Origin of the sequence: Halobacillus sp. B23F22_1 (assembly GCF_043497005.1) — a bacterium.
Lineage (GTDB): Bacteria > Bacillota > Bacilli > Bacillales > Halobacillaceae > Halobacillus_A.
This window is the reverse complement of record NZ_JBIEKE010000002.1, coordinates 1,195,102-1,207,749: the sequence shown is the minus strand read 5'-3', so window position 1 is coordinate 1,207,749 and position 12,648 is coordinate 1,195,102. Positions and strand designations below refer to the sequence as shown.

General features: G+C 40.9%; 16 protein-coding genes and 1 tRNA gene. 12 read left to right on the top strand and 5 right to left on the bottom strand.

The annotated features are described in order from the left end of the window. Positions 1 to 166: 166 nt before the first annotated feature. From mgtE to ACGTNH_RS13935, 3 genes are all read left to right on the top strand, one after another. Positions 167 to 1,531, top strand: coding sequence for a magnesium transporter (gene mgtE / locus ACGTNH_RS13945; protein WP_394587485.1), 1,365 nt, complete (start codon positions 167 to 169; stop codon positions 1,529 to 1,531). Positions 1,532 to 1,624: 93 nt separating this feature from the next. Continuing rightward, positions 1,625 to 2,404: an enoyl-ACP reductase FabI gene (gene fabI, locus ACGTNH_RS13940; RefSeq protein ID WP_188376570.1), complete on the top strand. Its 780-nt coding sequence runs from the start codon at positions 1,625 to 1,627 to the stop codon at positions 2,402 to 2,404. 171 nt (positions 2,405 to 2,575) lie between these two features. Beyond that, positions 2,576 to 3,064: a CotO family spore coat protein gene (locus ACGTNH_RS13935; protein ID WP_394587484.1), complete on the top strand. Its 489-nt coding sequence runs from the start codon at positions 2,576 to 2,578 to the stop codon at positions 3,062 to 3,064. Between the two features lie 41 nt (positions 3,065 to 3,105). Here ACGTNH_RS13935 and ACGTNH_RS13930 read toward each other — a convergent pair whose 3' ends face one another. After that, on the bottom strand, positions 3,106 to 3,558 hold the full coding sequence (locus ACGTNH_RS13930; RefSeq protein ID WP_394587483.1) for a CotY/CotZ family spore coat protein: 453 nt from the start codon (positions 3,556 to 3,558) through the stop codon (positions 3,106 to 3,108). Positions 3,559 to 3,750: 192 nt separating this feature from the next. On the opposite strand from ACGTNH_RS13930, the gene ACGTNH_RS13925 reads away from it, so the two are divergent. The 4 genes from ACGTNH_RS13925 to ACGTNH_RS13910 are packed head-to-tail and all read left to right on the top strand — an operon-like array spanning position 3,751 to position 5,682. Beyond that, on the top strand, positions 3,751 to 4,047 hold the full coding sequence (locus ACGTNH_RS13925; RefSeq protein WP_394587482.1) for a hypothetical protein: 297 nt from the start codon (positions 3,751 to 3,753) through the stop codon (positions 4,045 to 4,047). A gap of 58 nt (positions 4,048 to 4,105) precedes the next feature. After that, positions 4,106 to 4,423: a DUF1360 domain-containing protein gene (locus ACGTNH_RS13920; protein WP_394587481.1), complete on the top strand. Its 318-nt coding sequence runs from the start codon at positions 4,106 to 4,108 to the stop codon at positions 4,421 to 4,423. A gap of 44 nt (positions 4,424 to 4,467) precedes the next feature. Next, positions 4,468 to 4,767, top strand: a complete 300-nt coding sequence (locus ACGTNH_RS13915; RefSeq protein ID WP_394587480.1) for a hypothetical protein — start codon at positions 4,468 to 4,470, stop codon at positions 4,765 to 4,767. An 18-nt stretch (positions 4,768 to 4,785) separates the two neighbouring features. After that, positions 4,786 to 5,682: an MBL fold metallo-hydrolase gene (locus ACGTNH_RS13910; RefSeq protein ID WP_394587478.1), complete on the top strand. Its 897-nt coding sequence runs from the start codon at positions 4,786 to 4,788 to the stop codon at positions 5,680 to 5,682. On the opposite strand, the gene ACGTNH_RS13905 is transcribed toward ACGTNH_RS13910, so the two are convergent. The 4 genes from ACGTNH_RS13905 to ACGTNH_RS13890 all read right to left on the bottom strand — a co-directional run bounded on the left by ACGTNH_RS13905 (position 5,661) and on the right by ACGTNH_RS13890 (position 8,146). Then, entirely contained in the window at positions 5,661 to 6,350 is a 690-nt protein-coding gene (locus ACGTNH_RS13905) for a DUF421 domain-containing protein (protein WP_394587477.1), read from the bottom strand. The genes ACGTNH_RS13910 and ACGTNH_RS13905 overlap by 22 nt on opposite strands. Before the next feature lie 101 nt (positions 6,351 to 6,451). Then, positions 6,452 to 6,880, bottom strand: a complete 429-nt coding sequence (locus tag ACGTNH_RS13900) for a GNAT family N-acetyltransferase (RefSeq protein ID WP_394587476.1) — start codon at positions 6,878 to 6,880, stop codon at positions 6,452 to 6,454. Between the two features lie 6 nt (positions 6,881 to 6,886). After that, the gene (locus tag ACGTNH_RS13895) at positions 6,887 to 7,399 is read right to left on the bottom strand and encodes a YjcG family protein (RefSeq protein ID WP_394587475.1); all 513 of its coding nucleotides are present in this window, start codon (positions 7,397 to 7,399) and stop codon (positions 6,887 to 6,889) included. A gap of 15 nt (positions 7,400 to 7,414) precedes the next feature. Then, positions 7,415 to 8,146: an alpha/beta hydrolase gene (locus ACGTNH_RS13890; protein WP_394587474.1), complete on the bottom strand. Its 732-nt coding sequence runs from the start codon at positions 8,144 to 8,146 to the stop codon at positions 7,415 to 7,417. Between the two features lie 252 nt (positions 8,147 to 8,398). Here ACGTNH_RS13890 and ACGTNH_RS13885 point away from each other — a divergent pair. The 5 genes from ACGTNH_RS13885 to ACGTNH_RS13865 all read left to right on the top strand — a co-directional run bounded on the left by ACGTNH_RS13885 (position 8,399) and on the right by ACGTNH_RS13865 (position 12,530). Then, positions 8,399 to 8,471, top strand: a tRNA-Val gene (locus ACGTNH_RS13885). 274 nt (positions 8,472 to 8,745) lie between these two features. After that, a complete protein-coding gene (locus ACGTNH_RS13880) occupies positions 8,746 to 9,489 on the top strand; it encodes an IclR family transcriptional regulator (protein ID WP_394587473.1) in 744 nt (247 codons plus the stop codon). Between the two features lie 15 nt (positions 9,490 to 9,504). Next, the gene (gene aroD / locus ACGTNH_RS13875) at positions 9,505 to 10,245 is read left to right on the top strand and encodes a type I 3-dehydroquinate dehydratase (protein ID WP_394587472.1); all 741 of its coding nucleotides are present in this window, start codon (positions 9,505 to 9,507) and stop codon (positions 10,243 to 10,245) included. A gap of 117 nt (positions 10,246 to 10,362) precedes the next feature. Beyond that, on the top strand, positions 10,363 to 11,571 hold the full coding sequence (locus ACGTNH_RS13870) for a CaiB/BaiF CoA transferase family protein (RefSeq protein ID WP_394587471.1): 1,209 nt from the start codon (positions 10,363 to 10,365) through the stop codon (positions 11,569 to 11,571). Then, on the top strand, positions 11,571 to 12,530 hold the full coding sequence (locus ACGTNH_RS13865; protein WP_394587470.1) for a hydroxymethylglutaryl-CoA lyase: 960 nt from the start codon (positions 11,571 to 11,573) through the stop codon (positions 12,528 to 12,530). The genes ACGTNH_RS13870 and ACGTNH_RS13865 overlap by 1 nt, the downstream gene beginning before the upstream one ends. Positions 12,531 to 12,648: the final 118 nt, after the last annotated feature.

Sequence of the window (12,648 nt, the reverse complement as noted above, 5' to 3'; positions counted from 1 at the left end):
GTGCCGTGCTGCTTTTTTGGATTGGTTGGTGTTCGAATTTTTTTACATTTGAGCAATTTGATTGGTTGCCTTTATAATTATAAGTGTACTTCAATATGCTAATTTTTATTAATAAGCAGGCAGTGTTAAACATTTACTAAAAGAATAAAAGTGGGGAGGGATAAGTATGGAGCATTTAGAGGATGATGAACGTATGGACGTCTGGAAAACGATTGAAGACGCTCTTTTTAATGAACAAATTGATCAGTTCCGTGCCGAATTTCTTGATTTGCATCCTTACGACCAGGCAAAAATATTTGAAGAGGTAGAAGATGACGTCCGATTGCAGATCTATACTTATTTGTCTCCTGAAGAAGTCGCCGACGTAATGGAACATATTGACTATGATGAAATTGAGCCGTTTTTTACGGAAATGGATCCCAGATTTGCAGCCCAAGTGTTTGCTGAAATGTCTACCGATGATGCGGTTGATATTTTAAATGAGTTGGATAAGAATAAGGTTGCCAGCTTTTTAACGATTATGGATGACGATTCAGCTGAAGAGATTAAAGATTTGCTTCACTATGAAGAAAAAACGGCTGGATCGATCATGACGACTGAATTTGTGGTTGTCAAAGCAGGAATGACGATTCGGGAAGCCATGCTTCATTTAAGAAAGGAAGCTCCTGATGCAGAGACGATTTACTACACATATGTTATTGATGAAGATAAACGACTCGTAGGCGTTATATCCTTACGTGATTTAATTATTTCAGAAGAAGACTGGGTGATCTCAGATGTGATGAGTGAGCGAGTCGTCTCTGTATCAGTAGCGGAAGACCAGGAAGAAATTGCACGAATGATGAGAGATTATGACTTTCTTGCTTTACCGGTCGTTGATTTCCAACATCATCTCCTAGGGATCATTACCGTGGATGACATTATGGATGTTATGGAAGAGGAGGCGAGTGATGACTACTCTAAATTAGCAGCCATCTCAGATGTGGACGGCCCTGATGATCGAGCATTTACCTCGGCTAAAAAGCGTCTTCCATGGCTTGTCATTCTTTTGTTCCTGGGAAGCTTAACGGCTAGTCTTATCGGCAGATTTGAAGAAACACTGGATCAAGTCGCAATCCTGGCAATCTTTATTCCTTTAATTGCCGGAATGGCAGGAAATACCGGAACACAGGCGTTAGCCGTTGCTGTTCGCGGGATTGCAACTGGTGAGACTTACAAACAAGGAAAGTCAAAGATTGTTTTCAGAGAAGCGGGTACCGGTTTAATAACCGGGATTTCTTGCGGGGTTCTTATCTTTTTAATCGTTTTTATTTGGCAGAATAATCTTTACTTAGGATTACTTGTAGGGCTGTCGATTATGATTACCTTAATTGTGGCGACCCTGGCAGGGGCTCTTGTACCTCTTGTCATGCACCGCTTTAATATTGACCCAGCTGTAGCATCCGGTCCTTTTATAACGACGATAAATGATTTAATATCCATTCTGATTTATTTCGGACTGGCGACGGCGTTTATGAGTTTACTCCTATAGCGTTTGTATTTTTGCAAGTGATATAATAAAATAGGAGCAGGTACTAATAACAAATCATAATACTAATGAAATCACCTCGAGGAGGATTTTGAAATGAGTAATTTTTCACTAGAAGGTCGTACGTACGTCGTTATGGGCGTAGCGAACAAACGAAGCATTGCATGGGGGATTGCACAATCTCTAAACAAAGCGGGGGCGCGCTTGATTTTCACATATGCAGCGGAACGCTTTGAAAAATCCGTGCGCGACTTGGCAGCGACACTGGAAGGCCCTGAATCTCTTTTCTATGAATGTGATGTAACGAATGATGAAGCGATTATCCAAACATTCGAAAACATTCAAAAAGATGTAGGCGTCGTCCACGGTCTTGCTCACTGTATCGCATTTGCTAATCGTGATGAACTAAAAGGCGAGTATTTAAACACGAGCCGTGATGGGTTCCTGACAGCTCACAACATCAGCTCATACTCCTTGACAGCTGTAGCAAGAGCGGTTCAGCCGATTATGTCCGAAGGCGGCGGAATTGTGACTCTTACCTATCTGGGCGGGGAAAAAGTAGTGGAAAACTATAACGTTATGGGTGTAGCTAAAGCGAGCCTTGACGCTAGTGTTCGTTACTTAGCTAACGACTTAGGGAAGCATGCGATCCGTGTGAACGCCATTTCTGCAGGACCGCTTCGTACACTTTCTGCCAAAGGTGTCGGGGACTTTAATAAAATCCATCAGGTGATCGAAGAACGTGCACCGCTACGCCGACCAATTACTCAAGAAGAGGTAGGCGACACAGCTTACTTCTTAATGAGCGACTTGTCTCGTGGAGTAACGGGAGAAATTATACACGTAGACTCTGGTTTCAGCACAGTTGCTTATTAATTCACAGTAGAAACCGTCCTGACATTAAAGTCAGGGCGTTTTTTTGTGGATTTAAACGGGTGTTTGTTAATCTGGCTAAAGATTTCTTTCTCACTTGTCCTTTAAAATTGGGCACATGAAAACTTTTCGGCGCATATACATAGAATGATGAATTGAAAAGGAGAGATGAACGTGGCGAATAAAAAGCAAATGGCAAAACCACCGATTCTTTACATTACCCAGCCTAATCTGCAACCCGCCGAAGTTTCTATGCAAACAAGTTTTCGCAGTCAATCCACCACTATTAAACCATCCTTACAAGAAAATGAATTACGAGCACGAAACCAATCCATTATCAATGGGGAGGGAGGAACAACTACAGAAGAAGCGCCTCCAAGTGAGCCAGCGGATAAGCCAGAAGCCGATTTAACTTTTAGTTCACGTAAAGATCGGCGTCAACGCTTTCGGGACATGTCGCTGGAAGAGAAAGTGAACTATTTTGTTCAGCTGCCAAGTCAGCTTCCAAAGATGAAGTGCGAAGTGACCACAGCTGAGGATACATGGAAAGGCTATGTTCAGAAGTACGAAGATGGAATAGTTTATATGAAAACTTTTCAAAAGCCCTTTCAACAAGAAGTTCCATTTAAAGATATTCAATCGATTCGGTTGCTTGGTTTTTAAACGCAAAAAAACCGCGCCTGTTGCGCGGTTTTTTCATGTACTTAGGATAATGCTGTAATTGCTGGTAAGCAAGTCACATGGCAGAAGCAGTCTAAGTCGACGGAAATGCAAATGCCAGTAGCTTTTAGATGACCTGTTTTTTGCTCAACTGGTGAACTTGGATCGTCGCACTTGTCTTCTGGGTCCCGAAGAAGTTCAAGTGTTGCACAGCAGTCTTTATCCACATCTTTTACACGGAAATAAAAGCTTGCTTTAATGTCTTTGATGGAATCACGACGAGCACCAAATCCCTTAAATGGTTTGCAATTCCCTTTGCAGTAAAGCAATACAGGGACCGTGTCACGACCTGAACCTCCTGTGTCACCAAGCAAATCTCCAATCGACTGCTCACAGCTGGTGTTGCAATCGGATAGTACATCATTTTGTGCTGCAACGATCTCACTTAAAATGTCACAAACACAATTACCTGAATCATGATGTTTGCCACAGCTCATTTTCGTTTGCCCCTCTCGATACGTATTGACGTAATGTCTTTAATAGAATATGTCGTTCATAGATTCGGGTGTGGGCATTTGTCTCTTTTGTGCAAAATCGTAGGCTAATGATTATGCTCTAGGCCATTGACCATACCAATTAGGGAAATAAACCATACAGTATCAATGACTATTAATAAGGAGATGAAACGAATGTCTGAAAAGAAGCGGGAAAAGAAAGTGATTTATGTAAAAGATTTAGTAATAAAAGCCGACAACGTTTTTATTGATTCAGATGATAAACACCGCAAACATGGTAAAGATGATCATAGAGATGAGCGCAAAGACCATCACAAAGACCACCACAAAGACGATCGGAAAGATCGCAAACATCGTGACCCGTTTTTTGGCGGGTGGTTTGATGATGAATCAAGCAGCTCTGACCGTCACCATAAAAAACGAAAGCACGACGATGAATCAAGTTCTCACGGTGGATTTTCTTGGATTTAATCCCCCCGGTCACTACCTCGTAGTGACCGTTTTCTTTTAATAAAAGGAGGCTGAATTTATGGTGACAGGGCTGGAGTTGTTTTTAATTGTTTTTGCCACATTTCGCATCACAAAACTAATTGTACAGGATGTTATTTTTGAGCCGTTGCGTGCGCCTTTTTATAAAATTGTTCAAGAAGGAAAAGAAGAGTGGCTGGAACCTAAAGGAATTATTGGAGAATTAGTTAGCTGTCAATGGTGTGTTGGGGTTTGGGCATCGCTGTTTGTTGTTTTTCTTCATCTATATGTACCGTATAGTGAACTGTTCATTCTTATCCTGGCAGTAGCAGGCATTCAATCAATTATCTACGAATGGAGCCAACGAAAAGGGGAATAATGGGAGAAGAAAAAGGGTAAGCATAATAGCAAGGAGGAGAGAACATGGGATATATTCTGCCAATCCAGCATTATCAATACCAGGATTATCACCAGAGAGTTACTTCCGAGGAACGGTCACCGTTTATGCTCGACCCTGTGTTTAAAGTAACACTGGACCACCGGCTGAAGGAAAACTATACCCCTAGAGAACCACATCGAAAAGATTCCAACGATCTCCGGCATGAACTTCATACATCTAAAAAATTTTACTATAATAATGAAAAGAAACGTTCACATCTTCTAAAAGAAAAAGTTTATTCAGAAGTCACAGGGAAAGGTCAGCGTTTCAGTGAATCCATTTAAAGAAATAGGAGATAATTTATGTCATTCCATCAAATTAATGAACAATGTTATTATTACGAAAGCGCAGTAAACATAGGTTACGTAACGGATGGCATAACAGGGCTGCTCATTGACACAGGGATTGATCGCTCATCTGTGAAGAAGGTAGAAAAGGAGCTTCGTAAAAGGGAGCTTCCTTTAACTCACCTTTTTATCAGCCACGCCCATGCTGACCATTATGGAGGGGCTGCTTATTTGCAGGACAACTACGATCTACATACACTTGCTACACCGTTTGAAGCTGCCATTTTACAAAATCCACCGTTAGAACCTTTGTATCTATTCGGTGGAAACGATCCTCTTCCCGAACTGCGCAATAAGTTTTTAGAAGGCCCAGCTATGAAAGTGGACGAACTCGTTGAAGAAGGGGAGTTTACAATAGGTACGCTGCCTATAAAAAGTATTTCAACCCCTGGTCATAGTTATAACCAGTTATCTTTAGTGATTAACGATACGTTATATGCAGCTGACGCTTATTTTAGTGTTGACCAATTAAAAAAACATAAAATCCCTTACATCACAGATGCTCATGAAACAATAGAAAGCTTAAAAAAGCTGCTTAATCTTTCATGTTCCGGAGGACTGCCGGGCCATGGAACTTATGAAAGAGACTTTAAAGCTACTGTCCAAGCAAATATTGACTACCATGAACGTTTATTACACTGGGTAGAAGCAAATTTAGAAGAAGCCATGACTCACGAAGCGATAGTGGCAAAAATGTGCGCTGAATTTGAGGTTCACGCTCCCCAATTGTCTCAATGGTTATTATACCGTACAGCAGTGACCGCTTACTTAACGGGTCTCATTAAACGAAAAAAAATCACCTACAAGGTAAGTGATTTCTGCTGGACATTTTATCGGGTAGGCTGTTCATAACCCATTACAAAAAGTTGTTCGCCTGGCGTATACTCTGCTATTAATACATCTTTAACTTCGCGGAAGTCCTGTGTATGAAGTTCGGCTTCCAGCCATTTTTTATCAAGGCCGATTTCTTTTAGATTATCCCAAAGAATTTCCCCATCGCTAACGAGCAGTCGAGGAAGCCCTTTACGCGTGAGAGGGAGGTTTAAATCTTGAAGAGTCGGTGTGTCAGCGGCCGTTTTTTTCATAACAGAAATGGTTCCATCTGTCTCTAATACGGCAAAAAGGACGTCTTGAATAGAAAAAATATCTTTTGAACGAAGCAAGTGCTGCAGCTGATTAATGTCTAGTTTATTTTTCTTCATTTGTTCGCGAATGATCTGCCCGTGATCAATAATGACAGAAGGAGAGCCTTCTAATGCTTTTCGTGATCCCTTAAACTTCTCAGTAATAATTTCAGTAACATAAATGAGTATGCCCCATAAAAAAACAGCAAATGCAATTTGAGCGATTCCCACTTCTTTATCATATAAGGCATTACCGACTAATTCTCCTAGTACTAACGCTGCAATAAAGTCAAACGCTGTAATTTGGGTAATTTGTGATTTCCCCAAGAACTTTGTTAATACAAATAAGGCGCCGAATCCAAAAAAGGATTCAATAGCTATTCTCATAAAATCCATAATATCCCCATCCCCGCCAAAACGTATTCTTCAGCATTGTGGACGAGACCGGGGCATTTTATACAAAAAACCTGCCCGAATTCAGGCAGGTTGTGTAAGGATTATAATGATTTTGTCATTGTTACATGAGGAATACCCGCGTCCATGAACTCTTCGGAGACAGTTTCATAGCCTAAGCTTTTATAAAAACCTTCCGCATGCGTTTGAGCATTTAGTTTCGATTTCTGATAGCCGCCGTCACGTGTGACCATCTCCATGTACTGAATGACTTGTTTGCCGAGCGACTGACCACGGTGTGATTTGGCTACACATATGCGCTCAAACTTTCCGTAATCTCCTACAAAGCGCAGACGAGCGGCGATTAAAGGTTTTCCGTCAATATAACCCACAATGTGGGTCGCAGTCTCATCATATTCGTCGTGCTCATCTTCTACAGCTACATTTTGCTCTTTTATAAAAACTTCCTCACGTACAGTAAAAGCATCTCGTTTTTCCAGTTCATTCGTCACGGTGCGTAAATTTACAGCCATATCAGCCTATTCTCCAAAGCGGAACGTTTCATAAACGCTCCATGCTCCGTTCTCAAGCTGATAAAGCAGTTGGAAACGATCAATTTTATCTTCAATATTGAACTTCAACATGCTTAACGTACCGTATACATCAGAATACTCTTCATCAGAAAGCTTTTGAGCAATTGTAATATGAGGCACAAAGGAGTACTGCTTATTATCTGGTAAATGATCAGTATGCAGTCGTTCATTAATTGAAGAGATCTCCTCAGACGGCTCCACTTTTAAATAGATGGTGTTAGTGACTGGTGTAAAAGAACTAACCTTTTGAATATGAATATTAAAAGGCGTCGTTTCTTTAGCAACTCTCTTTAACTCAGGAATAATTTTGCTCTCAATTTTATCTTCATCGGCTTCGAACGGCTCTTTCAAGGTGATGTGTGGTGGAATCAAGGCGTAGTGTGGGTCGTAACGCTTCCGATAAGAATTCGCTTCGTCCTGAATTTTTTTTGATGGAAATGCTGCAATTCCGTATTTCATTTGCTGAAACCCTCCTTAATCTTCTTTCGCAAACATCGTTTTCAACGCATTAGGAAAATCCTTTTGCCAGGATCCCCACGTGTGGTCCCCCTCCAATTCGTAGAACACATAGGAAAGGGGCTGCTTATCTAAGTATTGACGTAACTCAAGATTAGGCTTTAGAAAGTTCTTTCGAGCCGCATCTGTCGTCTTCACATCAGTCTCTTGATTTCCAATCGTATGGTAAATGGTTAAATTTGATAAATCATTAATTGATTGAATGTACTCAAGGACGTGTTCATCAATATAAGGACTCTGCATGATGACATTGCCAAAAATATTAGGAAATCTAGCCGCTGTCATTAATGCCAGCGTTCCAGCAAGTGAATCGCCAACGAGCGTGCGGCCTTTTCCTATACTAAAGCCTGGAAGTTCCTCATCTAATAAAGGAACAACTTCACGAACAAGGAAATTTACATAATCCCCTTGTTTCTTTCCATCAGGGTGATATTTATCCTGACGATCATATTTATCATTATAATGAATACCAATGAAGATGGTATTTTCAATTTCGCGATCCGAATGAAGCTTATCACTCAGCGTCGCTGCACGCCCCATTTGGAAGTAATCATCACCATCTTGCATAATACAGAAATGATATTTATAAAGAGGTGAGTAATTCTCAGGCGTATACACCTTAATTGTCATATCCTCATTTAAATACTGACTAGAAATTGTAAAATTTTGAAACTTACCTTTACGTCCCACAAAGCTCCTCCTAACAACAACGATTACTACAAAAATTCCCGTATCACAGGCTTCATAAACGTACCACCTTTATTTTATCATATTATTCAGGAAAAAGTGGAAGAGATACGCGTTCCCTTATTATTCCGTTTTATTCGACAAAATACGCTAAAAAATAAAAAATGTAATAGGAATCGTTGACAATATTTAAATCTCATTGTATATTATTATTTGTTCGTAACAAAATTTACGAACGTTTTACGTTACATATATGATTCCGTAGCTCAGCTGGGAGAGCGCCACCTTGACAGGGTGGAGGTCGTTGGTTCGAGCCCAATCGGAATCATCCATACAAAGTGCCGGAATGGCGCGGTTTCCTAGCAGAGGGGAGGCCGCGTCATTTCTTTTATTTTTAAGGAAAGATGACCGATTGTGGACCAAAAGGAAAAACTAGTTTTTCCCTTTTGTTATTTCTTTTCCCCCTTTTGTATTAATAGAAATTTTCAAAAAATTGACCATTCAAGGGTTGAATAATGAAAAAATTATGTTTAAAATGAATTTAGTTCCGTTAAATAAAACTAAATTCCGATAGATGGAACAAAAGAAGGTTGAGTAAACATATGACGAATGCCAAAAGTGAACAAGGTCTGCGAACGGTTCAAAGAGCGCTTGATATTCTCAATTGTTTTAATGAAGACCAATCTGAGCTTAGTCTAACCGAGATTGCATCAGAAATAGAATTGGCTAAATCGACCACGAGTAGACTACTAAGCACATTAGAACAAAACAGCATCATAGAAAAAGATCAGCAAACGCTGAAATATAAGCTTGGAATGAAAGTTTATTATTTAGGATACTTAGCAGGGAAATCAATAGAAACCAGATTAATTGCTAAACCGATTATGGATGAGGTTAGAGATCACACAAAGGAAACTGTAAATCTTTATAATATCGATGATATCTACCGGGTATGTCTGGAACAGGCGGAGGGGCTCAGGTCTGTGCGTCACTCTGTTAAAATCGGGCAAAAGCTTCCGTTATGGGCTGGAGCGGGAGGGAAAGCTTTATTAGCTTTTCAAGAACAGAATTTTATCAATGAGCTGCTTACTATTGTCGATAAACCTGAGCTTGAAGAAGAATTAAGAACAATCAGGGTTGAAAAGGTATGTTGCAGTATTGATGAGCGAGGTGAGGGGACGTCTGCTGTTGCTGCTCCTATATTCAATATAAATGGAAAGGTAAAGGCGTGTCTCTCCATTTCAGGTCCTGCCATGAGATTCTCTCAAGATAAGATTGTAGATTATCAGCAGTTGGTTAAAGAGTCGGCCTCAGTGATCTCAGCGAAATTAGGTTACAGGAATTGAAAGGGGGAGAAGACGATGAAGAAAGTGGAACCAAACGTCTGTACACCATTAGTAGGGGAAACCGTAGAAGAAATTATCAATGAAGTACGTATGATTGTTCCTCAAGAGCCTGATATCATAGAATGGCGTGCTGATTATTTTAAAGAAATACAGAATATCGGCCAAGTAGAAACGGTCCTTGAAAAGACAGCTGATCTCTTAGCTGATATCCCTCTGTTGTTTACGATTCGCAGTGAGAAAGAGGGAGGGCAGCCGCTTTCTTTACGTGAGGATGAGAAAATAGAGATTTTAAAGGAAGTCAGCCGAACTCCCTTTGTAGAATTCATTGATTATGAGGTAGCTAATTCTGAGCAATATATTCAGCAGTTAAGATCAGCAACACAACAGAACGGGACAAAGTTGATTTTGTCGTATCACAATTTTAATCACACTCCCGAAGATTCTGTTTTACTTAAAGCCCTTCATCAGGCTGAATTTTATAAGGCGGATTACGCTAAGCTCGCTGTAATGCCTCAAAGCAACAGTGATGTTCTGCAATTGCTCATGGTCACAGAGAAAGCCAGAAGTTCGATGGGTACCCCTTTAATTACTATTTCTATGGGTGGTTTAGGGATCATTACGAGAATGTTCGGCTGGGTTTTTGGGTCGAGTATCACTTTTGCAGTAGGAGAAAAAAGCTCGGCTCCCGGACAAATCCCTTTAAAAGAATTAAAAGACGTCATCGAGCTTACGAAGAAATATAAAGGCGCTCCATAGAGCTGCTTTGTAGGAGACACCGCTGCTAGTCATGCTGGCGGTGGTGCAAAGCTTACAGGTAAGAAGGGATTATTTTTTTATCTCAAATTAGATCGATCTAATAAAAGGAGAATAACTATGACTACACCTAAATTTGGTCCATTAACTGGAGTGAAAATCTTAGATATATCGACAATGATCGCTGCCCCATTTGGAGCTACACTCTTAGCTGACTTTGGAGCTGATGTAACCAAAATCGAGTTACCCGGTAAAGGGGATACGTTAAGAACAGTAGGTCCGTGGAAAGGAGAAGAAGGCTTAAGATGGCCAGGGCTGGCACGTAACAAGAAATCGATCACCCTGGATATCCGCACAGAGGAAGGAAAAAAGCTCTTTAAAAAGTTAATCGCCCAGCACGATGTATTAGTCGAAAACTTCCGCCCTGGAACAATGGAGAAATGGGGACTGAGCTATGAAGAATTAAAAAAGGTGAATCCTGATTTGATCATGTCGAGAGTTTCTGGCTATGGACAGACCGGACCTTACAGAGAAAAAGCAGGTTTTGGAACGCCTGGGACAGCATTCAGCGGACACACATCCATTCAGGGTTACCCGGACCGTCCGCCTGTCAGCCCGTCGTATTCTTTATTAGATTATATAACCGGCGTCTATGTTGCATTAGCTACAGTAAGCGCTTTATATAATCGTGATGTTAATGAAGAAGGAGAAGGGCAGATCGTAGAGATGGGGCTTTATGAATCGATTTTCCGTATGCTTGAGTTCTTAGTAGCGGAATATGACCAGAACGGAAAAGTACGGGATCGCAGTCCTGGACTGTCAGGACATTCAAGCCCCGCAGGTACGTACGCAACAAAAGACGGTAAGTTTGTCGTTCTCGTCACAAGTACCGATTCAACTTTCAACCGATTGGCTGAGGCGATGGATCGAATGGATATGTTAGAAGATGAGCGGTATTATTCCAATTCTGAACGGTTGAAGCATGATGATGAAGTCCAGGAGATTGTATCCAACTGGATTAGAAAGCATACCCAGAAAGAATTATCAGAACTTCTGGACTCTTACGGGGTGCCGGTAAGCCCGATTTACACCATAGAAGATATCTTCGAGGACCCTCACTATAAAGCTCGTGAAAATATCGTTGAAGTGGAGCATCCTCGTTTAGGGAAAGTAAAGGTGCCAGGCGTGGTTCCTAAATTCTCAAAAACCCCAGGCACTATTCGCCACCGTGCTCCTGATCTTGGAGAGCACAATGAGGAAATCTATAGTGAAACCTTAGGGCTGTCTAAAGAAGAGGTCACTCAATTACAAGAAAAGGGGATTATCTAATGAATGCACAGAATCTAGTATTACCTTCTAAAGCAGTTATGTGTGAAGTAGCACCGCGTGATGGCTTCCAGGCTGAAAGAGAATGGATTCCAACAGACGCTAAAGTGAACATCATTCGGGAGCTAGCGAAAACAGGGATTCAATCAATGGAAGTTACGTCTTTTGTCCATCCCCAGGCAATTCCCCAGTTAAGGGACGCAGAGAAAGTCGTACGTCAGGTCCAGGACTTAGAGGATTTAAAATTTCGTGCGCTCGTTCCTAATGAAAAAGGGGCTCAAAGAGCAATTGATTCAGGAATTAAAAAATTAAAACTGATGCTTTCAGCTACGGATTCCCATAGCATGTCCAATGCCAATGCCAAAGTCGCAGATGCTCAAAATAAGCTGGAACCGATTATTGAGACCGCCCATAAACAGGATGTAAAGGTGGGAGGCTCCTTATCTGTCGCTTTCGGTTGTCCTTATGAAGGAAAAGTACACGTTGAACAACTGATTCCGATCATAAAAAGGTATGAAACTATGGGCATTACTGAGATATCACTTGCTGATACGACAGGCATGGCTAACCCTAAACAAGTGTACGAATCGTTAGGAGTACTAAAGCAGGAATTCCCCACGATTACTTTTTCGATGCACTTTCATAACACACGGGGGATGGCGCTTGCGAATACATTTAGTGCTCTGCAGCAAGGAGTTATCCATTTTGATAGTTCCATCGCTGGGCTGGGAGGCTGTCCTTATGCTCCAGGTGCCTCAGGGAATATAGCTTCAGAAGATCTTGTTCATTTTTTACATGAAATGGGGATTGAGACAGGGATTGACCTGCAGGCTTTAATTCACACCGCCGACTATACAAAACAAGTGATAGGGCACGATGGGGGAAGCTATATGTTGCAAGCCGGCCCTTGTTCTCTGCTTTCTAATAAGCCTACAAGTCAAGAGAAAATTATAAAAAAATAAGGCGTTACTTTAATTTAAAAGAATTATTCAAAGAATTTTCTGAAAATACATTGATTAATAGAATTAGTCCATTTAAAATGAAGTAAATGTTCCAATCGATTAGATCGATCTAATTAAG